16 protein-coding genes are annotated in these 21,975 nt (G+C 70.3%); 10 read left to right on the top strand and 6 right to left on the bottom strand.

Features of this window, described 5'->3' with window-relative positions; translation table 11 throughout:
- The first annotated feature begins 39 nt into the window (after positions 1–39).
- From NUT86_RS09555 to NUT86_RS09530, 6 genes are all read left to right on the top strand, one after another.
- Positions 40–1,071, top strand: a complete 1,032-nt coding sequence (locus tag NUT86_RS09555) for a sugar ABC transporter substrate-binding protein (RefSeq protein ID WP_266449427.1) — start codon at positions 40–42, stop codon at positions 1,069–1,071.
- Between the two features lie 5 nt (positions 1,072–1,076).
- On the top strand, positions 1,077–2,672 hold the full coding sequence (locus NUT86_RS09550; RefSeq protein WP_274734692.1) for a sugar ABC transporter ATP-binding protein: 1,596 nt from the start codon (positions 1,077–1,079) through the stop codon (positions 2,670–2,672).
- Positions 2,669–3,703 (top strand): ABC transporter permease, encoded by a 1,035-nt coding sequence (locus NUT86_RS09545; protein WP_093647838.1) that lies wholly within the window; start codon positions 2,669–2,671, stop codon positions 3,701–3,703. The genes NUT86_RS09550 and NUT86_RS09545 overlap by 4 nt, the downstream gene beginning before the upstream one ends.
- An 8-nt stretch (positions 3,704–3,711) precedes the next feature.
- Positions 3,712–4,713 (top strand): aldo/keto reductase, encoded by a 1,002-nt coding sequence (locus tag NUT86_RS09540; protein ID WP_274734691.1) that lies wholly within the window; start codon positions 3,712–3,714, stop codon positions 4,711–4,713.
- A 24-nt stretch (positions 4,714–4,737) separates the two neighbouring features.
- Entirely contained in the window at positions 4,738–5,595 is an 858-nt protein-coding gene (locus tag NUT86_RS09535) for an amidohydrolase family protein (RefSeq protein ID WP_274734690.1), read from the top strand.
- 158 nt (positions 5,596–5,753) lie between these two features.
- The gene (locus NUT86_RS09530; protein WP_274734689.1) at positions 5,754–6,542 is read left to right on the top strand and encodes an SDR family NAD(P)-dependent oxidoreductase; all 789 of its coding nucleotides are present in this window, start codon (positions 5,754–5,756) and stop codon (positions 6,540–6,542) included.
- A gap of 30 nt (positions 6,543–6,572) precedes the next feature.
- Here NUT86_RS09530 and NUT86_RS09525 read toward each other — a convergent pair whose 3' ends face one another.
- The 6 genes from NUT86_RS09525 to NUT86_RS09500 all read right to left on the bottom strand — a co-directional run bounded on the left by NUT86_RS09525 (position 6,573) and on the right by NUT86_RS09500 (position 13,524).
- A complete protein-coding gene (locus NUT86_RS09525) occupies positions 6,573–7,244 on the bottom strand; it encodes a FadR/GntR family transcriptional regulator (protein ID WP_018087792.1) in 672 nt (223 codons plus the stop codon).
- A gap of 59 nt (positions 7,245–7,303) precedes the next feature.
- On the bottom strand, positions 7,304–8,344 hold the full coding sequence (locus NUT86_RS09520; RefSeq protein ID WP_266449412.1) for a hypothetical protein: 1,041 nt from the start codon (positions 8,342–8,344) through the stop codon (positions 7,304–7,306).
- A gap of 199 nt (positions 8,345–8,543) precedes the next feature.
- The gene (locus tag NUT86_RS09515) at positions 8,544–10,148 is read right to left on the bottom strand and encodes a glycerol-3-phosphate dehydrogenase/oxidase (RefSeq protein WP_018087790.1); all 1,605 of its coding nucleotides are present in this window, start codon (positions 10,146–10,148) and stop codon (positions 8,544–8,546) included.
- Between the two features lie 2 nt (positions 10,149–10,150).
- Positions 10,151–11,692 (bottom strand): glycerol kinase GlpK, encoded by a 1,542-nt coding sequence (gene glpK, locus NUT86_RS09510; protein WP_018087789.1) that lies wholly within the window; start codon positions 11,690–11,692, stop codon positions 10,151–10,153.
- A 49-nt stretch (positions 11,693–11,741) separates the two neighbouring features.
- Positions 11,742–12,530, bottom strand: a complete 789-nt coding sequence (locus NUT86_RS09505; RefSeq protein ID WP_018087788.1) for an MIP/aquaporin family protein — start codon at positions 12,528–12,530, stop codon at positions 11,742–11,744.
- A gap of 229 nt (positions 12,531–12,759) precedes the next feature.
- Positions 12,760–13,524 (bottom strand): IclR family transcriptional regulator, encoded by a 765-nt coding sequence (locus tag NUT86_RS09500; protein WP_093647830.1) that lies wholly within the window; start codon positions 13,522–13,524, stop codon positions 12,760–12,762.
- A 261-nt stretch (positions 13,525–13,785) separates the two neighbouring features.
- Between NUT86_RS09500 and metH the strand changes: the two genes are divergently transcribed.
- The 4 genes from metH (at position 13,786) to NUT86_RS09480 (ending at position 21,913) form a co-directional block, all read left to right on the top strand.
- Positions 13,786–17,295, top strand: coding sequence for a methionine synthase (gene metH, locus NUT86_RS09495; RefSeq protein ID WP_159490019.1), 3,510 nt, complete (start codon positions 13,786–13,788; stop codon positions 17,293–17,295).
- A gap of 244 nt (positions 17,296–17,539) precedes the next feature.
- On the top strand, positions 17,540–18,253 hold the full coding sequence (locus tag NUT86_RS09490) for an HAD family hydrolase (protein WP_159490017.1): 714 nt from the start codon (positions 17,540–17,542) through the stop codon (positions 18,251–18,253).
- Between the two features lie 361 nt (positions 18,254–18,614).
- Positions 18,615–20,222 carry an ABC transporter substrate-binding protein gene (locus tag NUT86_RS09485; protein ID WP_018087784.1) on the top strand — a complete coding sequence of 536 codons (1,608 nt, stop codon included), beginning with the start codon at positions 18,615–18,617 and terminating at the stop codon, positions 20,220–20,222.
- A gap of 92 nt (positions 20,223–20,314) precedes the next feature.
- On the top strand, positions 20,315–21,913 hold the full coding sequence (locus NUT86_RS09480) for an ABC transporter substrate-binding protein (protein ID WP_018087783.1): 1,599 nt from the start codon (positions 20,315–20,317) through the stop codon (positions 21,911–21,913).
- Positions 21,914–21,975: the final 62 nt, after the last annotated feature.

Raw genomic sequence — 21,975 nt, 5'->3', positions numbered from 1 at the left:
CCCTTCGCCCGTCCGTACACCACGACCAAGGGACCACCCATGAGATTGCGTACGACCGGCGCGGCGGCCTGTGCCGCGGTGCTCGCCCTCGCCGCGCTCACCGGCTGCAACCGCGGCAGTGACACCGCGGGCGGCAGGATCGGCATCGATATGCCCCGTACGGACACCGACTTCTGGAACTCCTACCAGCAGTACCTGGAGAAGGACCTGGACGACGGCGGCCCGGCAGCGCTGCCGCTGTCCAACTCGCAGAACGACATCGCCAAGGTCGTCTCCAATGTGCAGGCGCTGACCGACCAGGGCGCCGGAGCGATCGTGATGGCACCGCAGGACACCGGCGCCATCTCCGCCGAGCTGCAGCGCCTGGCGGAGAAGAAGATCCCGGTGGTGAGCGTGGACACCCGCCCCGACGAGGGCAAGGTCTACATGGTCGTACGCGCCGACAACCGCGCCTACGGGGAGAAGTCCTGCGAATACCTCGGCCGGCAGTTGGGCGGCAAGGGGCGGGTGGCCGAACTCCAGGGTGATCTCAGCTCGATCAACGGACGGGACCGCTCCGAGGCGTTCGCGGCCTGTATGAAGCGGAAGTTCCCGAAGATCACCGTGCATGAGCTGGCCACGGACTGGAAGGGCGAGGTCGCCTCCGCCAAGCTGCAGAGCCTGCTCGCCCAGCATCCGGACCTCAACGGCATCTACATGCAGGCCGGCGGAGCCTTCCTGCAGCCGACGCTCGCCCTCCTGGAGCAGAAGAAGCTGCTCCGGCCGGCCGGCTCCGACGGGCACATCACCATCATCTCCAACGACGGCATCCCGGACGAACTGGACGCGATCCGCGCCGGGAAGATCGACGCCACCCTCTCCCAGCCCGCCGACCTCTACGCCAAGTACGCGCTCCACTACGCCAAGGCCGGCCTGGACGGCAAGACCTTCAAGCCGGGGCCGACCGATCACGGCTCCACCATCGTGAAGATCAAGAACGGTCTGGAGGACCAGCTGCCGGCGCCCCTGGTCACCAAGGACACCGTGGACGACAAGAAGCTGTGGGCCAATCAGCTGGAAAAGAAGAAGTAGCGGCCGTGGAGACCCACGACCGGGCGGCGGCGGTGCACGCCGAGGGGATCGTCAAACGCTACGGGCCCACCGTCGCCCTCGACGGCGCCCGGCTGACCGTACGGCCCGGCGAGGCGCATGCCCTCGTCGGCCGCAACGGGGCCGGCAAATCCACCCTGGTGTCCGTGCTGACCGGTATGGAACGTCCGGACGCCGGCCGGGTCACCTTCGGCGGGGAACCGGCGCCCGGCTGGGGCGACACCGCCGCCTGGCAGCGCAGGGTCGCCTGCGTCTACCAGAAGTCGATGACCGTGCCGGAGCTGACCGTCGCGGAGAACCTCTACCTGGGCCGCTTCCAGGGCGCGCGCACCATCCGCTGGCGGGCGCTGCACACCCGCGCCCGCGAACTGCTCGCCGAGTACGGCGTCGAGGTCGACACCGCCGCCCGGATCCGGGATCTCGGCGTCGAACAGCGGCAGTTCGTGGAGATCGCCCGCGCGCTGTCCTTCGGCGCCCGGCTGATCATCCTCGACGAGCCCACCGCCCGGCTCGACGCGGGCGGCATCGACCGGCTCTTCGCCAAGCTGCGCGCGCTGCGCGCCCAGGGCGTGGCCTTCCTGTTCATCTCGCACCATCTGCAGGAGGTCCACGAGCTCTGCGACACCGTCACCGTCTTCCGTGACGCCCGGCATGTGCTGACCGCGCCCGTGCCGGGGCTGGCCAAGGACGCGCTGGTGGCGGCGATGACGGGGGAGGAGCCGGCCGCCGTACGGCAGCCGTGGCCGGGCGTGCGCCGGACGGGCGAGCCGGTGCTGCGGACCGAGGCCCTGGCCGTGGACGGGCACTTCGCGCCGCTCGACCTGACCGTACGGGCCGGTGAAGTGGTGGGGCTCGCGGGCGCCACGGCCGGCGGGAGCACCGCGATCGGCGAGACCCTGGTGGGGCTGCGGACGCCGGACGCCGGACGGATCGCGGTGCGCGGGCGCCCGGTCCGTACGGGCAGCGTCCCGCACGCCCTCGACGCGGGCATCGGCTATGTCCCCGAGGACCGGCACCGCGAGGGGCTGGTCCCGCACCGCAGCGTCGCCGAGAACGCCACCCTCACCGTCACCGGCCGGCTCGGGCCGATGGGCACCGTACTGCCCTCCCGCACCCGCGCGTTCGCCCGGCGGATGATCGAGGCCCTCGACATCAAGGCGACCGGGCCCGGCCAGCCGGTGTCCGGGCTCTCCGGCGGCAACCAGCAGAAGGTCGTGATCGCCCGTGCGCTGGCCCGTGAGCCCGCGGTGCTGGTCGCCATCCGGCCCACCAACGGCGTCGACGTCAAGTCCAAGGACGCACTGCTGGGCGTCGTACGGGAGGTCGCGGACGGCGGCAGCGGCGCCGTGATCGTCTCCGACGAGCTGGACGACCTCCGGGTCTGCGACCGGGTGCTGGCGGTCTTCCACGGCCGGGTGACCGCCGAATTCCCGGCCGGCTGGCGCGACCACGAACTGGTCGCCGCGATGGAGGGGATGGCCGCCGGCGGCCGCGGTCAGCACCAGCCGCCCGGCACCGGCGGCGGCCGGGACGCCGCACCGGACTCACCGGGCAGGGAAGGAACGGAAGGGACCGCGTCATGACCGAGACCGCATCGCCGCCGGCCACCGACGCGGTGGACCGGCCGCCGCCGCGCCGCCGGCCCCGGATCGAGCCGGCCCGCTGGCGGGACTTCTCCCTGGTGCCGGTGATCTTCGTGCTGGGCGTCATCGGCTTCATCGTGTCGCCCGCGTTCCTCACCCAGGACAACCTCATCGGCGTCATCCAGCAGTCCACCGAGCTGGGCCTGCTGGTGCTCGGCGAGGCGCTGATCCTCATCAGCGGGCGGATGGATCTGTCGCTGGAGTCGACCATCGGCCTGGCGCCGGTGCTCGCCCTGTGGCTGGTGATGCCCGCGGACGGCGCCCGCTTCGCCGGGCTGGAGCTCTTCCCCGCCTGGACGGCGATCCCGCTCTGCCTGGCCGTGGGCGCGGCGGTCGGCGCCGCCAACGGCTTCCTCATCCTCACCCTGCGGGTCAACGGCTTCATCGCCACCCTCGGCATGCTCACCATGCTCCGCGGCCTGCAAGTGGGCATCTCCGAGGGCCGGTCCATCGGCAATGTGCCGGAGTCCTTCGCCTATCTGGGCAAGGCCGACTGGCTGGGCGTACCGGCCGCCGTCTGGATCTGCCTCGCCCTCTTCGCGCTCGGCGGCGCGGCCCTCGGCTACCTCCGGCACGGGCGGGCGCTGTACGCCATCGGCGGCAACCCGGAGGCGGCCCGCGCGGCCGGCATCCGGGTGGACCGGCTCACCTGGATCGTGCTGGCCCTCGGCGGGGTGCTCGCCGCCTTTGCGGGGATCCTCTACACCGGCCACTACGGCGCGGTCTCCGCGAGCCAGGGCAACGGCTGGATCTTCCAGGTCTTCGCCGCCGCGGTGATCGGCGGGATCGGCCTCAAGGGCGGCCGGGGCACCCTCTTCGGCGCGCTCACCGGCGTCCTCACGCTCCAGCTCGTGATCAATGTGATGACGCTGGGCGGGGTGCCACCACTGTGGACGCAGTTCCTCAACGGCATGATCATCATCGTCGCGCTGGTCATCTCCCGCTTCACCAGCGGCGAGAAGCAGGACTGAGGCCCGCCATGCGCTATCCCCCTTACGGGCCACGGGAGTTGGGACGTACCGGTGTCACCGTCCCGCCCCTGGGGCTGGGCTGTGCACCGCTCGGCAACCTCTACCGCGCCGTCCCGGAGGAGCAGGCCCGCGAGGTCGTCCACACCGCCCTCGCCACCGGCGCCGGCTACTTCGACACCGCACCCCACTACGGCGTGGGCCTGTCCGAGGAGCGCCTCGGCCGGGCGCTGCGCGGCCACGACCGCGCCTCCTACACCCTCTCCACCAAGGTCGGCCGCCGGCTGCGCCCGCTCGCCCCGGGGGAACGCGCGGCGGGCGAGGGCTTCGTGGACACCCCCGCGCGGGCCCGCGTACGGGACCTCTCCCGCGACGGCATCCGCGCCACCCTCGACGCGTCCCTGACGCGGCTCGGGGTGGACGCCGTCGACATCGTCTATCTGCACGACGTCGAGGACCAGCTGCGCGAGGTGTACGAGACGGGCTTCCCGGCCCTTGCGGAGCTGCGCGCACAGGGGGTGGTCCGGGCCATCGGATTCGGGATGAACCACAGCGCTCCGCTGGCCCGTCTGGTCGCCGACCTCGATGCCGACGTGGTGCTCTGCGCCGGCCGCTGGACCCTGCTGGAGCGCACCGCCGCCGGTGATCTGCTGCCGGTCTGCGCCCGCCGCGGCACCTCGGTGGTCGTCGGCGGCGTCTACAACTCCGGCCTGCTGGCCGACCCCTCACTCGGAGCGCCCTACAACTACGCCCCGGCCCCGGCCCCGTTGCTCGACCGCGCGCGTCAACTTGCCGCCTGCTGCGCAGAGTTCAATATCCCCCTCAAAGCGGCGGCGCTCCGCTTCCCTTTCGGACACCCTGCCATCGCCGCGGCCGTTGTCGGCGCCGCCACACCGGAGGAGATGGCCGAGAACGCGAGGCTGTTCACCCAGCAGATCCCGGACGAGCTGTGGCATACGCTCGTCGCCCGCGGCCTGCTCGACCCCGATCTGCCGCTGCCCCTGAACGACTGAGCCCGACCCCGGAGCGCGCCCCTGATGCGTATCGACGCCCATCACCACCTGTGGGACCTCAGCCGGCGGGAACAGCCCTGGATGGACGGGCCCTGGGCCGATCCGATCCGCCGCGGCTACGCGCTGTCCGACCTCACTCCTCATCTGGCCGAGCACGGCATCGACGGCACGGTCCTCGTCCAGTCGTCGTCCTCGTACGAGGAGACCGCCGAACTCCTCGCCCTCGCGGTGGGGGACGGCCCGGTCGCCGGTGTCGTCGGCTGGGCCGACCTCCGCGACCCGGCGCTCGCCGAGGTCCTCGCGGCGCTGCCCGCCGGTCTGGTCGGCATCCGCCACCAGGTGCAGGACGAACCGGACCCCGACTGGCTCACCCGCCCGGACGTGCTGCGCGGCCTGGGCGCCCTGGCCGGCGCCGGGCTGGTCTACGACCTGCTGGTCACCCCGCGCGAACTGCCCGCCGCACACACCGCGGTACGCGCCCTGCCCCAGCTTGCCTTTGTGCTGGACCATGCCGGCAAACCGCCGGTCGTCACGGGGGAGTGGCAGCCGTGGGCGGACGCCGTCACCGCCCTCGCCGCGCTCCCGAACGTCAGCTGCAAGCTGTCCGGGCTGGTCACCGAGGCGGACCGGGAAGCCTGGCGGCCGCAGCAGATCCTGCCCTACGCCCGGCACGTCCTGGACGCCTTCGGCCCCGGCCGGATGATGTTCGGCTCCGACTGGCCGGTGTGCACCCTGGCCGCCGGCTACGAGGACGTCGTGGCGCTCGCGGAGGCGGCCACCGGGCAGCTCGCGGCTGCGGAGCGGTCGGACGTCTTCGGGGGAACGGCCGGGCGGGTCTACGGGATCGGGACGCCGCCGGCACCCGCGCTCCCGGGCCGCTGACGTGGCGTCCGGATTCCGCCAGCCCAGGCCCCCGCCGCGCCGGAGGATCTAGTCGTACCGCGGGAAAGCCCCCGCGACCCGGTGACGCACCCGCGCCATCCCGTGGATTCCGCACGGCTGCGCCCGGCCACGGACGACTCGATACGAAGGTGATGACGATGACGGCGACGGCGACGACGGCGGCGACGACGGAGGCGGGGGACGGCACCCGGCCGCTCACCGGCAAGGCGGCCCTGGTGACCGGCGGGAGCCGGGGGATCGGCCGGGCGATCGCGCTGCGGCTGGCCGCCGACGGGGCGGCGGTGGCCCTGACCTACCGGAACGGGCAGGACCGGGCCGAACAGGTCGTCAAGGAGATCGAGCGGGCCGGCGGACAGGCCTGGGCGGTACGGGCCGACAGCGAGGACGCGGAAGCGGTGTGGGCCTCGGTGGCCGGCACCGTCGACCGCTTCGGGCGGCTGGACATCCTGGTGAACAACGCCGGCGTCGGTGTGATCGGACCGTTCGAGGGGATCTCCCTCGACGATGTCGACCGGGTTCTGGGGACCAACGTCCGGGCGCCGTTCCTGGCGGCGCAGGCCGCGGCCGCGCATCTGACCGAGGGCGGCCGGATCATCTCCATCGGCAGCTGTATGGCCGAGCGCGTCGCCTTCCCCGGCGGCACCCTCTATGCCACCAGCAAGGCCGCGCTCACCGGCCTGACCAAGACCCTGGCCAGGGAACTGGGGCCGCGCGGCATCACCGCCAACCTCGTACACCCGGGCCCCATCGACACCGATATGAACCCCGCCGACGGCGAGAGCGCGGCGATGCAGGCCGGGTTCACCGCGCTGGGGGCGTACGGCCGGGCCTCGGACGTCGCGGCGACCGTGGCCCATCTGGCGGGCGACGGCGGACGGTACATCACGGGCGCCTCGATCGCCGTGGACGGAGGCTTCGCGGTCTGACCCCGGGCGCGGCGGCGGTGCCGGCCGGTCTCACAGCGAGGCGCGCAGCCACTGCTCCACGCTCGCGATGTGCACCGTCGCCCAGGCCCGCGCCGCCTCCGCGTCCCGGTCGCGCAGCGCGCCGAGGATCGCCCGGTGCTCGGTGAGGGTGCGGGCCACCGCGTCCTTCTGGGTCAGTCCCCGCCAGACCCTGGCCCGGGTGGTCGGCCCGGACAGCCCCTCCAGCAGCGAGCAGAGCACGGAGTTGCCGGACGCCGCGACGATCCCGCGGTGGAACTCCAGATCACAGGCGACCAGATCCTCGACCGAGGGGCTCGGCCCCAGCGCGTTCAACTGGGCCTCCAGGGCGTCGAGTTCCTCCAGGCCTATCCGGCCGGCCGCCATCGCCGTGGCGGCCGGCTCCAGGATCCGGCGGACGGCGAGGAACTCCAGCACCGTGTCGTCGCGGTGGAAGTCCACCACGAAACTCATCGCCTCCAGCAGGAGTTGCGGATCGAGGCTGGTGACATAGGTGCCGTCGCCCTGGCGCACATCCAGGATGCGGATGAGGGAGAGCGCGCGCACCGCCTCGCGCAGTGAGTTGCGGGACAGTCCGAGCTCGGAAGCCAGCTCGCTCTCCTTCGGCAGCCGGTCGCCCGGCCGCAGCGCCCCGGAGACGATCATGCCCTTGATCTTCTCGATGGCCTCGTCGGTGACCGCCATGCCGACCTCCCCGCTGGACCCGCCCGGATACCGTCCCAGACATCCGATGTCTCGGCTCATTATGACCGGTCACGGCGGCCCCAGCCGCTCCCGTACGCGGCCCAGTCCTCCTCCGTGGCGGCGAAGTCGACATACAGCGCCGTTCCGAACCGCCGGCGGCCCGGGTCCTCACGGGTCAGCCCCAGACGTATGCCCCGGACCGCGGCCCGCACCGTCTCCGCCGAGGCGTGATGGCCGACGCTCTCGGTGTGGAAGAACGGCAGCCCCATCAGCAGATCGGTGTGCGGCCCCGTCGCCGCCAGCGCCAGCCGGGTCTGCTGCGCCACATAGCCGCCGTAGAGGCTCTCGGCCGGCAGCCCGGTGTCGTACGACATCAGCGCGATCTGGTCGACCCGGCGCGCCACCTGACCGAAGAACCGCTGGGATATCCACTTGCGGTGGCCCGTCAGCGCCCCGCTGACCGTGTGCAGTCCGGGCAGCGGATCGATCTGGTGGACCGCGACGGACAGCACCGCTCCCCGGCCCCGGACCGCGGGCCCGAGCCGGTCCAGCAGCCGCAGATAGTCGGTGTTGCCGGAGTGCAGCGGCTCCAGATCGAGATGGACGCCGGCGAACCCGGCCGCCAGCACCTGACGGGCACTGGCCACGATCGCCGCACGCGCCGAGGCGTCCGACAGCCGGAGCCCGCCCCGCTCACCCGGCGCGTACACCAGCCGGTCGCCCAGCCAGGCGTGCACCCGCACCGACGGCAGCGCGCGGTGCAGCGCGGAGAGCAGCCAACGGGCCCGCGGGTAGGCCGCGCGGGCCGGCGGCAGGGTGCCGTCGTGCTCCAACGGCCCGGCGTGGACGTACAGATCACGGATGCCGGAGCCCTGGAGACGCCGGCGCAGCGCCGCGACGTCGGAGGCGTCCCGCCGGCCGTCCACCCAGGCATGGCCGAGCCAGAGCGCGTCGCGCCCGCGGGTCGTGGCCTGCGGAGCCGCCTCGCCCGCGTACTGGGCGCGCAGCGCCGTCCCCGCCAGTGTCACCGGCAGCACGATCAGCACGGCGACCGTCCAGGCCGCCCACTTCACCACCCGCCGCCATCGTGGCCGCGCCATCGTCATCCCCCCGTTGATGCGTTCCGGTCCACATCATCGCAGCCGCCACTGACAGTGACCGCCGACGGCCGCCCCGCCCGGCTCCGCCCCTCCCGACACGGCGATGGGGCGGCCCCGTGGACCGCCCCATCGTCACTCGCTGCACGCGCCCTGGCGTGCCGTCAGCTGTTCAGCCGTTCTCAGCCGTGGTCCGCCGGCGTCACTCCGCCAGCATGTCCTTGACCTTGGTCCGGACGTCCTCCGAGTCGAGGCCCCGGATCATCAGGGTCGTACGGCGGCGCAGCACATCGTCGACCGTCTCGGCCCACTCGTGGTCGCGGGCGTAGGCGACCTGCGCCCAGATCTCCGGGGCGTCGGGGTGGATGCGCTCGGCCAGCGCCGGGTTCTCGTTCGCCAGCCGGGCGATGTCGAAGGACAGCGAGCCGTAGTGGGTGGCGAGGTGCCGCGCGGTCTCCGGGGCCATCCGCGGGCCGGGCGTGCCGCCGTCGACGAGCAGCCGGTGCGCGACCGCGTTCGGGTTGGCGATACCGGGCAGCGGGAGCTTCTTCGGCAGATGCGCGATCGGCTCCATGTCCTCGGCCAGCGGGTGGCCGGGCAGCGCGGCCAGCTTGTTCATGACCGTACGGCCGATGTGGCGGAAGGTCGTCCACTTGCCGCCGGCGACCGACAGCATGCCGCCGCTGCCCTCGGTGACGACCGTCTCGCGCTTGGCCTTGGAGGTGTCGCCGGGGCCGCCGGGCAGCACCCGCAGACCCGCGAAGGAGTAGGTGATCAGATCGCGGGACAGCTGCTGGTCGCGGATGGAGAAGGCGGCCTCGTCCAGGATCTGGGCGGTGTCCTTCTCGGTGACCGAGACATCCGCCGGGTCACCCTCGAACTCCTCGTCCGTGGTGCCCAGCAGCAGCATGTCCTCCCAGGGGAGGGCGAAGGTGATGCGGTACTTGTCGATCGGGGTGGCCAGCGCGGCCTTCCAGGGCGCGGTCCGCTTCAGGACCAGGTGGGCGCCCTTCGACAGGCGGATGGAGGGGGCCGCGTTCGGGTCCTCCATCTTGCGCAGGTGGTCCACCCACGGGCCGGTGGCGTTGAGCACCAGGCGGGCGTTGACGCCGAACTCCTCGCCCTCCATCCGGTCCTTGAGCTCCGCGCCGGTGACCCGTCCCTGGGTGAAGCGCAGACCGGTGACCTCGGCGTGGTTGAGGACCGTGGCGCCGGCCGCGGCCGCCGCGCGGACGGTCATCAGGGCCATCCGGGAGTCGTTCATCTGGTCGTCGCCGTACACGGCAACGGCCTTGAGGTTGTCCGTCCGCAGCTCCGGAACGTCGCGCTGCGCCTTGGCCGGGGATATGACATGGCCGACGCCGTCGCCGAACGCGGACAGCGCGGAGTAGGCGAAGACACCCGCGCCGAGCTTGGCCGCGCCGTGCGGGCCGCCCTTGTAGACGGGCAGGTAGAAGGTCAGGGGGTTGGCGAGGTGCGGTGCCACCTGGCGGGAGACCGCACGCCGCTCGAAGTGGTTCTCCGCCACGAGCTTGACCGCGCCGGTCTGCAGGTAACGCAGGCCGCCGTGCAGCAGCTTGGAGGAGGCGGAGGAGGTGGCGCCGGCGAAGTCACCGGCGTCCACCAGGGCAACCCGCAGCCCGGCCTGTGCGGCGTGCCAGGCGGTGGAGATGCCCAGGATGCCGCCGCCGATCACCAGGAGGTCGTACGTCGCCTTGGAAAGCTGCTCCCGGGTCTCGGCACGGCTCGCGTGCGAACCACTGGCCGGGTGCGTCCCGAGTGCCGGGACGCTCTGCAGGGTGCTCATGTTTACTCCTCGTCCTCGATCCAGCCCATGGTCCGCTCGACGGCCTTGAGCCAGCTCTTGTACTCGCGGTCACGGGTGGCCGCATCCATCCGGGGGGTCCACTCGGCGGCCCGGCGCCAGTTGGCGCGCAGCTCGTCGGTGCTGGACCAGAAGCCGACGGCCAGTCCGGCCGCGTAGGCAGCGCCGAGGCAGGTCGTCTCGGCGACCATCGGGCGCACCACGGGGGCGTCCAGGAAGTCCGAGATGGTCTGCATCAGCAGGTTGTTGGAGGTCATCCCGCCGTCGACCTTGAGCGCGGTCAGCTCGACGCCGGAGTCCTTGGTCATGGCGTCGGTGATCTCGCGGGTCTGCCAGGCGGTGGCCTCAAGTACGGCGCGCGCGATGTGCGCCTTGGTGACATAGCGGGTCAGGCCCGCGATGACACCGCGCGCGTCCGAGCGCCAGTAGGGGGCGAACAGGCCGGAGAAGGCCGGAACGAAGTACGCGCCGCCGTTGTCCTCGACCGTGCTGGCCAGGGTCTCGATCTCGGCCGCGCTGTTGATGAGCCCCATCTGGTCGCGCATCCACTGGACGAGCGAGCCGGTGACGGCGATGGAGCCTTCCAGGGCGTAGACCGGCTGCTGGTCGCCGATGCGGTAGCCGACCGTGGTCAGCAGCCCGTTGTAGGAGTTGACCGGCTCGTGGCCGGTGTTCATCAGCATGAAGGTGCCGGTGCCGTAGGTGGACTTGGCCTCGCCCTGCTCGAAGCAGGTCTGGCCGAACAGCGCGGCCTGCTGGTCACCGAGCGCCGATGCGACCGGGACACCGGCCAGCACACCGCTGGTGGTGCGGCCGTAGACCTCGGCGGACGACTTGATCTCCGGCAGCACGGCCGCCGGGATCTCCATCGACGTGAGGATCTTCGGGTCCCACTCCAGGCGGTGGAGGTTCATCAGCATGGTGCGCGAGGCGTTGGTGACGTCGGTGACGTGCACGCCGCCGTCGACGCCGCCGGTGAGGTTCCAGATGACCCAGGAATCCATCGTGCCGAAGAGGATGTCGCCGCGCTCGGCGCGCTCGCGCAGGCCCTCGACGTTGTCGAGCAGCCAGCGGATCTTCGGGCCGGCGAAGTAGGAGGCCAGCGGCAGGCCGGTCTCGCGGCGGAAGCGGTCCTGGCCGACGTTGCGGCCGAGCTCCTTGCAGAGCGCGTCGGTACGGGTGTCCTGCCAGACGATGGCGTTGTGGACCGGCTCACCGGTGGTGCGGTCCCACAGCACGGTGGTCTCGCGCTGGTTGGTGATACCGATCGCCTTGACGTCGGCGGCGGTGAGCCCTGCCTTGTGCACGGCGCTGTCGACGACCTGCTGGACGTTGGTCCAGATCTCGGTGGCGTCGTGCTCCACCCAGCCCGGCTTCGGGAAGATCTGCTCGTGCTCCTTCTGGTCGACCGAGACGATCCGGCCGTCCTTGTCGAAGACGATGCAGCGGCTGGACGTGGTGCCCTGGTCGATGGCCGCGATGAACGGGCCGTGGCCGTGCGAGGAGGTGCTGGGGGTGTCGCTCATGGGTTGCTCCAAGAAGTCTGTGCGGGCGGAGTCGGGGCGGTCAGGCGGCTCAGGCGAACGCCACCTGGTAGATGCCCCCGGCGATGGCTCCGCCGATCAGCGGGCCGACGACCGGGATCCAGGCGTAGCCCCAGTCTGAACCGCCCTTGTTCCGCAGCGGCAGAAGTGCGTGCACGATGCGCGGACCGAGGTCACGGACCGGGTTGATGGCGTACCCGGTCGGACCGCCCAGCGACAGACCGATGCCGGTGACGACCAGCGCGACCAGCAGCGTGCCGATGACGCCGACGCCCTTGCCGTTGTCGCTCAGCCCGAGGGTGAGGATCGACAGCACGAGCACGACGGTGGCGATGATCTCGGTGAGCAGGTTCTGCGCCACGTTCCGGATCTCCGGGCCGGTGGAGAAGATGCCGAGGACCGGTCCGGCCTTCGGCGCGGCCGACTGGTCGACCATGCCCTCTTCACCGGTGTGGTCCGCCAGGACCTCGGGGTCACTCAGATGGGCCTGGAACTGCCCCATGTAGGTGATCCACACCAGGACCGCGCCGATCATGGCGCCGAGCATCTCGCCGGCCAGGTAGACCGGCACCTGGCTCCACTCGATGCCGCCCTGAATGGCGATGCCGATGGTGACCGCAGGGTTGAGGTGTGCGCCGGACTTCGCGGCGATATAGGCACCCGTGAGGACGGCGAAGCCCCACCCGAAGGCGATGGCGACCCATCCGGCGTTGAACGCCTTGGAGCGCTTGAACGTGACGGCGGCGCAGACGCCACCGCCGAGCAACAGCAGAACAGCGGTACCGATGGTCTCGCTGATGAAGATGTCGGAGCTGGACACCCGCGACTCCTTTGTCCTTCGTCCAGGGGAAGGCGAACCCCGGGTCCCGTCCGGTGGTCCGCGCCCTCCTAGAGGGCGGTGGTCGGCCCGCGGCAATGCCCCACCATAGCGAATATTGCCGTTAGGTGTTCGACAATGCCGACCGACGAACGGCAGTTTTGTTCACCGGTAGAACCCCGTCAAGGGTTCCGTGGCGAAAAACTTAGGTGAACTTATGGTGTGAAACCGGTCAGAATCGCCCTGCACCAAGATCCCGGGACACAGCGCGTGCGCAATCCCTCACAGCAGCGATGATTTCCGGCCGCAGCTCGCCGTCCTGGCACACCCGCTCCACCGCTCCCGTGACCCCCACCGCACCCACCGGCATCCGCCGCCGGTCATGGATCGGCGCGGCCACCGAGGCCACGCCCTCCCAGGTCTCCTCCACGTCCGCCGCCCAGCCCCGTGCGCGGGTCAGGTCCAGCAGCCCTTCGAGATCCCCCAGTCCGGTCATCGTGCGCGGGGTGAACGCCTCCCGGTCCGCCTCGACGATCTCGCTGTGCGCCACCGGGTCGTACGCCGAGAGCACCTTGCCCAGCGCCGTGCTGTGCAGCGGCTGCATCGCGCCCACCTCCAGCACCTGCCGGCTGTCGTCCGGCCGGAAGACGTGGTGGACGATCAGTACGCCCTGCTGGTGCAGGACGCCCAGGTAAACCGCCTCGCCGCTGGAGCGGGCCAGGTCGTCGGTCCATACGAGGGCGCGGGCGCGCAGCTCGTGCACGTCCAGGTAGCTGTTGCCCAGCCGCAGCAGCTCCGCGCCCAGCTGATAGCGGCCGGAGGCGGCGTCCTGCTCGACGAAGCCCTCCTGCTGCAGGGTGCGCAGTATCCCGTGGGCGGTGCCCTTGGCCAGTCCCAGGGAGGAGGAGATGTCGGAGAGCCCCAGCCGCCGTTCCCCTCCCGCGAGCAGCCGCAGCATCGCTGCGGCGCGCTCCAGCGACTGGATGGTGCGTGCCATCGGGCAACCTCCGAAGTTAGCGGTTCGACAATGCTGAACGATATCGGTCCATGCCGACTGAAGTCAGCGATCTGTAGTTTCTTGAGTGAGTGCACGGGAGTCTGCCAACGATCACGGATCGTGCAGGCAAGGGGGTGGAGCGGTGCTGTCCAGGGCGTGAAACGGGGAACACGTGTACCGGACCGGCAGCTACGCTGGCCGGGTGCGCCCTCTGAAGGAGGGTGCAAAGCCGACAGCCGTCGCAACCACGGGAGCATCTCCATGGCCTCGAACACGCCATCGTCCGACAGCACGTCCCGCATCGCCTCGTTCCGCGAGGCCCTGGCCTCGCGGGTGGTGGTCGCGGACGGCGCGATGGGCACCATGCTGCAGGCGCAGGATCCGTCCATGGAGGACTTCCAGCAGCTGGAGGGCTGCAACGAGATCCTCAACATCACCCGGCCCGACATCGTGCGGTCGGTCCACGAGGAGTACTTCGCGGTCGGCGTCGACTGCGTGGAGACCAACACCTTCGGCGCGAACTTCGCCGCACTGGCCGAGTACGACATCCCCGAGCGGGTCTTCGAGCTGTCGGAGTCCGGTGCGCGCATCGCCAGGGAGGTCGCCGACGAGTTCACGGCCTCGACCGGGCAGCAGCGCTATGTGCTCGGGTCGATGGGCCCCGGCACCAAGCTCCCGACCCTGGGCCACGCCCCGTACGTCACCCTGCGCGACGCCTACCAGCAGAACGCCGAGGGCATGATCGCCGGCGGTGCGGACGCGCTGCTGGTGGAGACCACCCAGGACCTGCTGCAGACCAAGGCCGCCATCCTCGGCGCCCGCCGCGCCCTGCAGGCCACCGGCACCGACCTCCCGGTGATCTGCTCGGTCACCGTCGAGACGACCGGCACCATGCTGCTGGGCTCGGAGATCGGCGCGGCGCTGACGGCGCTGGAGCCGCTGGGCATCGACATGATCGGCCTGAACTGCGCGACCGGCCCGGCCGAGATGAGCGAGCATCTGCGCTACCTGGCCCGCCACTCCCGCGTCCCGATCGCGTGCATGCCCAACGCCGGGCTGCCGGTCCTGGGCAAGGACGGCGCGCACTACCCGCTGACCGCCGCCGAGCTGGCCGACGCGCAGGAGACCTTCGTCGGCGAGTACGGCCTGTCGCTGGTCGGCGGCTGCTGCGGCACCACCCCCGAGCATCTGCGCCAGGTCGTCGAGCGGGTCCGCGGGGTCACCCCGCCGGCGCGCCAGGTGCGCCCCGAGCCGGGTGCCGCCTCGCTCTACCAGACGGTCCCCTTCCGCCAGGACACCTCGTACCTCGCGATCGGTGAGCGGACCAACGCCAACGGGTCGAAGAAGTTCCGTGAGGCGATGCTGGAGGGGCGCTGGGACGACTGTGTGGAGATGGCCCGCGACCAGATCCGCGAGGGCGCCCACATGCTCGACCTGTGCGTCGACTACGTCGGCCGGGACGGCGTCGCGGACATGGAGGAGCTGGCCGGCCGTTTCGCCACCGCCTCCACCCTGCCCGTGGTGCTGGACTCCACGGAGCTGAACGTCATCCAGGCCGGCCTGGAGAAGCTCGGCGGCCGCGCGGTGATCAACTCCGTCAACTATGAGGACGGGGACGGGCCCGAGTCGCGGTTCGCGAAGGTCACGGCGCTGGCGGCCGAGCACGGTGCGGCGCTGATCGCGCTGACCATCGACGAGGAGGGCCAGGCCCGCACCGTCGAGCACAAGGTCGCCATCGCCGAGCGGCTGATCGAGGATCTGACCGGCAACTGGGGTGTGCACGAGTGCGACATCCTCATCGACTGTCTGACCTTCACCATCTGCACCGGCCAGGAGGAGTCCCGCAAGGACGGCATCGCCACCATCGAGGCGATCCGGGAGCTGAAGAAGCGTCACCCGGACGTCCAGACCACCCTGGGCCTGTCGAACATCTCCTTCGGTCTGAACCCGGCCGCCCGGATCGTGCTGAACTCCGTGTTCCTGGACGAGTGCGTCAAGGCCGGTCTGGACTCGGCGATCGTGCACGCGAGCAAGATCCTGCCGATCGCGCGCCTGGAGGAGGAGCAGGTCAAGGCCGCCCTCGACCTGATCTACGACCGGCGCAGCGAGGGCTATGACCCGCTGCAGAAGCTGATGGAGCTGTTCGAGGGCGTCAACACCAAGTCGATGAAGGCCGGCCGGGCCGAGGAGCTCCTGGCACTGCCCCTGGACGAGCGCCTCCAGCGGCGCATCATCGACGGTGAGAAGAACGGCCTGGAGGCGGACCTCGACGAGGCGCTGAAGGAACGGCCCGCGCTCGGCATCGTCAACGACACCCTCCTGGAGGGCATGAAGGTCGTCGGCGAGCTGTTCGGCTCCGGTCAGATGCAGCTGCCGTTCGTGCTGCAGTCCGCGGAGGTCATGAAGAGCGCGGTGGCCTACCTGGAGCCGCACATGGAGAAGTCCGACGACGAGGGCAAGGGCACCATCGTGCTGGCCACCGTCCGCGGCGACGTCCATGACATCGGCAAGAACCTCGTCGACATCATCCTGTCCAACAACGGCTACAACGTCGTCAACCTCGGCATCAAGCAGCCGGTCTCGGCGATCCTGGAAGCCGCCGAGGAGCACCGGGCCGATGTCATCGGGATGTCCGGACTCCTGGTCAAGTCCACGGTGATCATGAAGGAGAACCTGGAGGAGCTCAACCAGCGCAAGATGGCGGCCGACTTCCCCGTCATCCTGGGCGGCGCCGCCCTCACCCGTGCCTACGTCGAGCAGGACCTGCACGAGATCTACGAGGGCGAGGTCCGCTACGCCCGGGACGCCTTCGAGGGCCTGCGCCTGATGGACGCCCTGATCGCGGTCAAGCGCGGGGTGCCCGGCGCCAGCCTCCCCGAGCTCAAGCAGCGCCGGGTGCCCAAGCGGGACACCGCCGTGCTGGAGGTCGAGGAGCCCGAGGGCGCGGTGCGCTCCGACGTGGCCATCGACAACCCCGTCCCGGCGCCGCCGTTCTGGGGCACCCGGGTCGTCAAGGGCATCCAGCTGGCCGACTACGCCTCCTGGCTGGACGAGGGTGCGCTGTTCAAGGGCCAGTGGGGCCTCAAGCAGGCCCGCACCGGCGAGGGGCCGACGTACGAGGAGCTGGTGGAGACCGAGGGCCGCCCCCGGCTGCGCGGCTGGCTCGACAAGCTGCAGACCGAGAACCTGCTGGAAGCCGCCGTCGTGCACGGCTACTTCCCCTGTGTGTCCAAGGGCGAGGACCTGATCCTGCTGCACGAGGACGGCACCGAGCGCACCCGCTTCACCTTCCCCCGTCAGCGCCGCGGCCGGCGGCTGTGCCTGGCCGACTACTTCCGCCCGGAGGAGTCGGGTGAGACCGATGTCGTCGGGCTGCAGGTCGTCACCGTCGGCTCGAAGATCGGCGGCGCCACCGCCGAGCTCTTCGAGGCCAACTCCTACCGCGACTACCTCGAACTGCACGGCCTGTCCGTCCAGTTGGCCGAAGCGCTCGCCGAGTACTGGCACGCCCGGGTCCGGGCCGAGCTGGGCTTCGCCGGCGAGGACCCCGACGACGTCGAGGACATGTTCGCGCTCAAGTACCGTGGCGCGCGCTTCTCGCTGGGCTACGGTGCCTGCCCCGACCTGGAGGACCGCGCCAAGATCGCCGACCTGCTGAAGCCGGAGCGGATCGGGGTCGAGCTCTCCGAGGAGTTCCAGCTCCACCCCGAGCAGTCCACCGATGCCATCGTCATCCACCACCCGGAAGCCAAGTACTTCAACGCGCGGTAGCGGGCGGAAGCCCGCCGGAGGCGCCGTGTTGCCTCCGGCCACGGCAGCAACACGGGGTAACTCTGCGTGAGCATGCCAGGGCCGTCCCGGGTTTCCTCCCGGAACGGCCCTGACCTGTATCACCACGCATTCCGGCGCGTACCGTCGTACACTTATCGGTCCGGTGGCGGCCGGTCGTTTCCCCAGCCGGGGATGGCGACCGGCCCTTTCGTCCCTTGGGGGACGTCGTAACGGAGGTGGATGGATGACCAGCAGCATCCCCGCAGTCGGCACCCGCACGGCCGAAGCCGCGACCCTCCAGGCCGTCTTCCTCGATCTGGACGGCACCCTGGTCGACACCGAGGGCTTCTGGTGGGAGGCGGAGGCGGAGGTCTTCGCCGAGCTCGGGCACATCCTCGACGACGCACACCGTGAGGTCGTGGTCGGTGGTCCGATGACCCGCAGCGCCGGCTATCTGATTCAGGCCACCGGCGTCGACATCAGCCTGACCGAGCTCAGCGTGCTGCTCAACGCGGCCTTCCTGGCCCGGATCGGACGCGGCGTCCCGCTGATGCCGGGCGCCCGCAGGCTGCTGGCCGAGCTTGCCGCCCATGGCGTGCCCACCGCGCTGGTCTCCGCCTCGCACCGTGCCATCGTCGACCAGATGCTGCACTCGCTCGGCCCGGAGAACTTCCGGCTGACCCTGGCGGGCGACGACCTGGAGCGCACCAAACCGCACCCCGACCCGTATCTGACGGCCGCCGCGCGGCTGGGGGCGGACCCGGAGTGCTGTGCGGTCATCGAGGACACCCTGACCGGTGTGACGGCGGGGGAGGCGGCGGGCTGCCCGGTCGTCGCGGTGCCCTCGGTGACGCCGATCCCGCCCGCCCTGGGACGTACGGTCGTGCGCTCACTGGAAGAAGTCGATCTGCCATTTCTCCGAACGCTCATCACGGAAAGCCGTGGAACCGTGCACTGAGCGTGCTCCGGGAAAGGCGCCGGGAACCGAGGGGAGCGGCCCGCTCATTTTCCGTGACGAATGCAATGACTGAATTGCCGCTTCGTCATGGATCCTTGAACGCGTGACGTTTCTCACGTGCCGGGCCGTCGACAGCGGACCCCTCAGGTGTTCCAGGGGGCCTCTGGGGTGGTTTCCGCGGGGGTAAGTGTCCGGATTGGTGGAGCAACGTGTGAATCGTTCCACCGTCCGGATATCGATCAGGTTGCATCGTTATCCAGGTGCCATATCGAGACAACTCCTTTGCGTCTCAGCGCGGCTGGCCGTTCCTACTAATGTCGACGCGGGCAACATTGCTGCGCTGATAAGGAACCTGCCGACGATGAATCGCAAGACCCTGGTGCTGCCGGCGCTGGCCGGTCTCCTCGCCCCCGTCCTCGCCGCCTGTGGCAGCTCGGACAGTGCCGGCGAGGGTGTCGATCCGATCGTCGTGGGGGTCGCCACTCCTATCGAGGCGACCAAGGCGGCGCCCGCTCCGCTCGACCCGTCGCAGGCCTACGACGTCGACGCATGGAACGTCATGCGCAGCACCCTGCAGACGCTGATGCGGCTGCCGCGGTCCGGTACCGCTCCGGTGCCCGAGGCCGCCGAGTCCTGCGGCTTCCGCGACACCCAGAACGAGCAGTACCGCTGCACCCTGCGCAGCGGCCTGAAGTTTTCGAACGGGCATGCGCTGACGGCACAGGACGTCAAGTTCTCCATCGACCGCATGAAGACCATCAACAACACCAATGGTCCGGTGCCGCTGCTCGACGGCATCGACAAGGTCGAGGCGCCCAGTGACAGCGAGGTGGTCTTCCACCTCAAGAAGCCGGACGCCACCTTCCCGCAGAAGCTCACCACGCCCGCCGCGTCCATCGTCGACCCCGAGGTCTACCCCAAGGGGCGCCTCTACAGCGGCTTCGACGTGGTCGGCTCCGGCCCGTACACCCTCAAGGTCCAGCGCAGCGGCAAGCGCATCGCCAAGGCCGTCTTCACCAAGAACCCCACCTACAAGGGCGGGGTGAAGGTGAAGAACGACAAGGTCGAGATGCGCTTCTTCAACGACTCGGCCTCCACGGAGAAGGCACTGCGCAAGGGCAGCGTCGACGTGATGAACCGCGGTCTGTCGCCCGACCAGGTCAGGGGCCTGGAGAACGCCCGCGACAAGGGCATCATGCTCCAGGAGCAGCCGGGCCAGGAGATCCGCTACCTCGCCTTCAACACCAAGGACCCGGCCGTCTCCAACAAGGCCGTGCGGCAGGCGATGGCGCAGATCGTCAACCGCTCGGACCTGGTGCGGAACGTCTACTCCTACACCGGCGACCCGCTCTTCTCGATGGTGCCCACGGGCCTCACCGGCCACATCAACTCCTTCTTCAACAAGTACGGGAACCCCAGCGCCGCGGCCGCCCGCAAGACGCTGCGGGAGGCGAACATCACCTCTCCGGTGAAGTTCACCCTCACGTACACCACGAGCCACTACGGCTCCAGCACCGCCAAGGAGGTCCGTGCGGTGCAGAGCCAGCTCAACAACACCAAGCTGTTCGACGTCAGCATCAAGGGTGTCGACAGCTGGCAGCAGTTCCGGACCGAGGCCCTGGACGGCAAGTACTCCGTCTACAACATGGGCTGGTTCCCCGACATCCCGGATGCCGACAACTACATCGCGCCGTTCATCGGCAAGCAGAACTTCCTCGGCTCGCCCTACCGCAACGGCAAGATCGAGTCGCAGCTGATCCCGTCCAGCCGCCAGCAGTCCGACCGCAACGCCGCGGGCTCCGACTTCAAGCAGGCGCAGGACATCCTCGCCGACGACGTACCGCTCCTCCCGCTGTGGCAGGGCAAGCAGTACGTCGCAGCGCGCGATGACATCACGGGCCTCGAGTGGGCCCTCAACTCCGCCTCGGGCCTCCAGATCTGGGAGCTCAGCCGCGGCGTCGCCGACTGAGCCGGCGGAGGCGACCCATGCAGCACCCCACCACCGCCGCGGCTTCCCCGCCGCGGCCCGACAGGCACGACCCAGAACGTGAGGACCGTTTAGTGAGGAAGCGTGACCAGTGGCTGGCCGCCCCGATCGGAGCGGGGCTGGCAACAGCTCTGCTCGCGGTCGCCGGGTGCGGCACTGACGACTCGGAAGCCGCCGGCAACGGCGAGCCCGTGGTCATGGGAATGACGGACAAGGTCGTGTCCACCGACCCCGCGGCCGGTTACGAGCCCGGCTCCTGGCTGTTGTTCAACAACGTCTTCCAGTCCCTGCTGAGCTTCCCCAAGGGAGGCACCACCCCCGAGCCGGAAGCCGCCGAGCGCTGCGGCTTCACCGACAGGGAGAGCAAGGTCTACCGCTGCACCCTGAAGGGCGGCCTCACCTTCAGCAACGGCGACAAGCTGACGTCCAAGGACGTCAAGTACTCCTTCGACCGCACCCGGCGCATCAAGGACAAGAGCGGCCCCGCCGTGATGTTCTCCGCGCTCGACAAGGTCGAGACCCCGGACTCCAAGACCGTGGTCTTCCACCTCAAGTCGCCCGACGCGACCTTCCCCATGAAGATAGCCTCGGGCGCCGGCTCCATCGTCGACCACGCCGAGTACCCCGCCGACCGGCTGCGTACCGACGGCAAGGCCGTCGGCTCCGGTGTCTACACCCTCAAGGACTACAGCTCCCAGAAGGCCGTCTTCGCCGTCAACGGCTCCTACAAGGGCCCGGCCAAGGTCAAGAACTCCGGGATGACCGTGAAGTTCTTCAACGCCGCCGACAAGCTCAAGAAGGCCGTCGAGGGCGGCGATGTCGATGTCGCCTACCGTGGTCTGTCCATGAAGGACATCGCGGCGCTGAACAACGCCTCGCTGGAGCAGCAGCACGGCACCCAGGTCGTGGAGGGCGCCAGCGCCGAGGTCATGCACCTGGTGTTCAACCTCAAGGACCCGGTCGCCGGCAAGCTGGGCGTCCGCAAGGCGATCGCCTACCTCCTGGACCGCTCCACCCTCGTCCGGGACGTTTACCAGCGCACCGCGGTGCCGCTGTACTCCATCGTCCCGGCCGGCATCACGGGCCACAGCACCTCCTTCTTCAACACCTACGGCGACCGCCCGAAGCCCGACAAGGCGAAGGACGCGCTGCGCTCCGCCGGCCTCAACGGCAAGGTGCGGCTCACGCTGTGGGCCACCCCCGACCGCTACGGCCCCGGCACCGTCCCGGCCTTCGAGGAGATCGCCCAACAGCTCAACGCCAGCGGGCTGTTCGACGCCAAGGTGCGCACCCTGCCCACCAAGGAGTACGAGCAGGGCATGGCCGACGGCAAGTTCGGCGTCTACGTCAAGGGCTGGATCCCCGACTATCCGGACCCCGACAACTTCACCGCGCCGTTCTTCGGCAAGGACAGCGTGGTGGCCAACAACTACACCTCGCCCACCATCACCGGCCAGCTGCTGCCCAAGACGGCCGACCAGCCGAACCGCGGCGCCACCAAGGACCACTTCCGGGAGCTGCAGGACATCGTCGCCGAGGACGTGCCGATGATCCCGATCTGGCAGGGCAAGCAGTACGCGGTGGCCCGGGACGGGGTATCCGGCCTGCAATGGACCCTGGACCCCTCGACCGTCTTCCGTTTCTGGGAGATCAGCAAGGCGACCGACGCCTGACCGGACGCGCACACCACGGCGGGGCCGGCCCGGGGAATCTTCCCGGGCCGGCCCCGCCGTCG

This window comes from Streptomyces sp. G7(2002) (assembly GCF_028870195.1).
Lineage (GTDB): Bacteria > Actinomycetota > Actinomycetes > Streptomycetales > Streptomycetaceae > Streptomyces > Streptomyces nigrescens.
Note: the sequence above shows the minus strand (reverse complement) of the source record. Positions and strands in the feature narration are given on the sequence as shown.

Bases quoted from the DNA above. Each gene is read 5' to 3' on its own strand.
- NUT86_RS09520 (WP_266449412.1), bottom strand. From the start codon at position 8,344: ATGGCGCGGCCACGATGGCGGCGGGTGGTGAAGTGGGCGGCCTGGACG.
- metH (WP_159490019.1), top strand. From the start codon at position 13,786: ATGGCCTCGAACACGCCATCGTCCGACAGCACGTCCCGCATCGCCTCG.
- NUT86_RS09555 (WP_266449427.1), top strand. From the start codon at position 40: ATGAGATTGCGTACGACCGGCGCGGCGGCCTGTGCCGCGGTGCTCGCC.
- glpK (WP_018087789.1), bottom strand. From the start codon at position 11,692: ATGAGCGACACCCCCAGCACCTCCTCGCACGGCCACGGCCCGTTCATC.
- NUT86_RS09500 (WP_093647830.1), bottom strand. From the start codon at position 13,524: ATGGCACGCACCATCCAGTCGCTGGAGCGCGCCGCAGCGATGCTGCGG.
- NUT86_RS09535 (WP_274734690.1), top strand. From the start codon at position 4,738: ATGCGTATCGACGCCCATCACCACCTGTGGGACCTCAGCCGGCGGGAA.
- NUT86_RS09485 (WP_018087784.1), top strand. From the start codon at position 18,615: ATGAATCGCAAGACCCTGGTGCTGCCGGCGCTGGCCGGTCTCCTCGCC.
- NUT86_RS09545 (WP_093647838.1), top strand. From the start codon at position 2,669: ATGACCGAGACCGCATCGCCGCCGGCCACCGACGCGGTGGACCGGCCG.
- NUT86_RS09515 (WP_018087790.1), bottom strand. From the start codon at position 10,148: ATGAGCACCCTGCAGAGCGTCCCGGCACTCGGGACGCACCCGGCCAGT.
- NUT86_RS09525 (WP_018087792.1), bottom strand. From the start codon at position 7,244: ATGGCGGTCACCGACGAGGCCATCGAGAAGATCAAGGGCATGATCGTC.
- NUT86_RS09530 (WP_274734689.1), top strand. From the start codon at position 5,754: ATGACGGCGACGGCGACGACGGCGGCGACGACGGAGGCGGGGGACGGC.
- NUT86_RS09540 (WP_274734691.1), top strand. From the start codon at position 3,712: ATGCGCTATCCCCCTTACGGGCCACGGGAGTTGGGACGTACCGGTGTC.
- NUT86_RS09490 (WP_159490017.1), top strand. From the start codon at position 17,540: ATGACCAGCAGCATCCCCGCAGTCGGCACCCGCACGGCCGAAGCCGCG.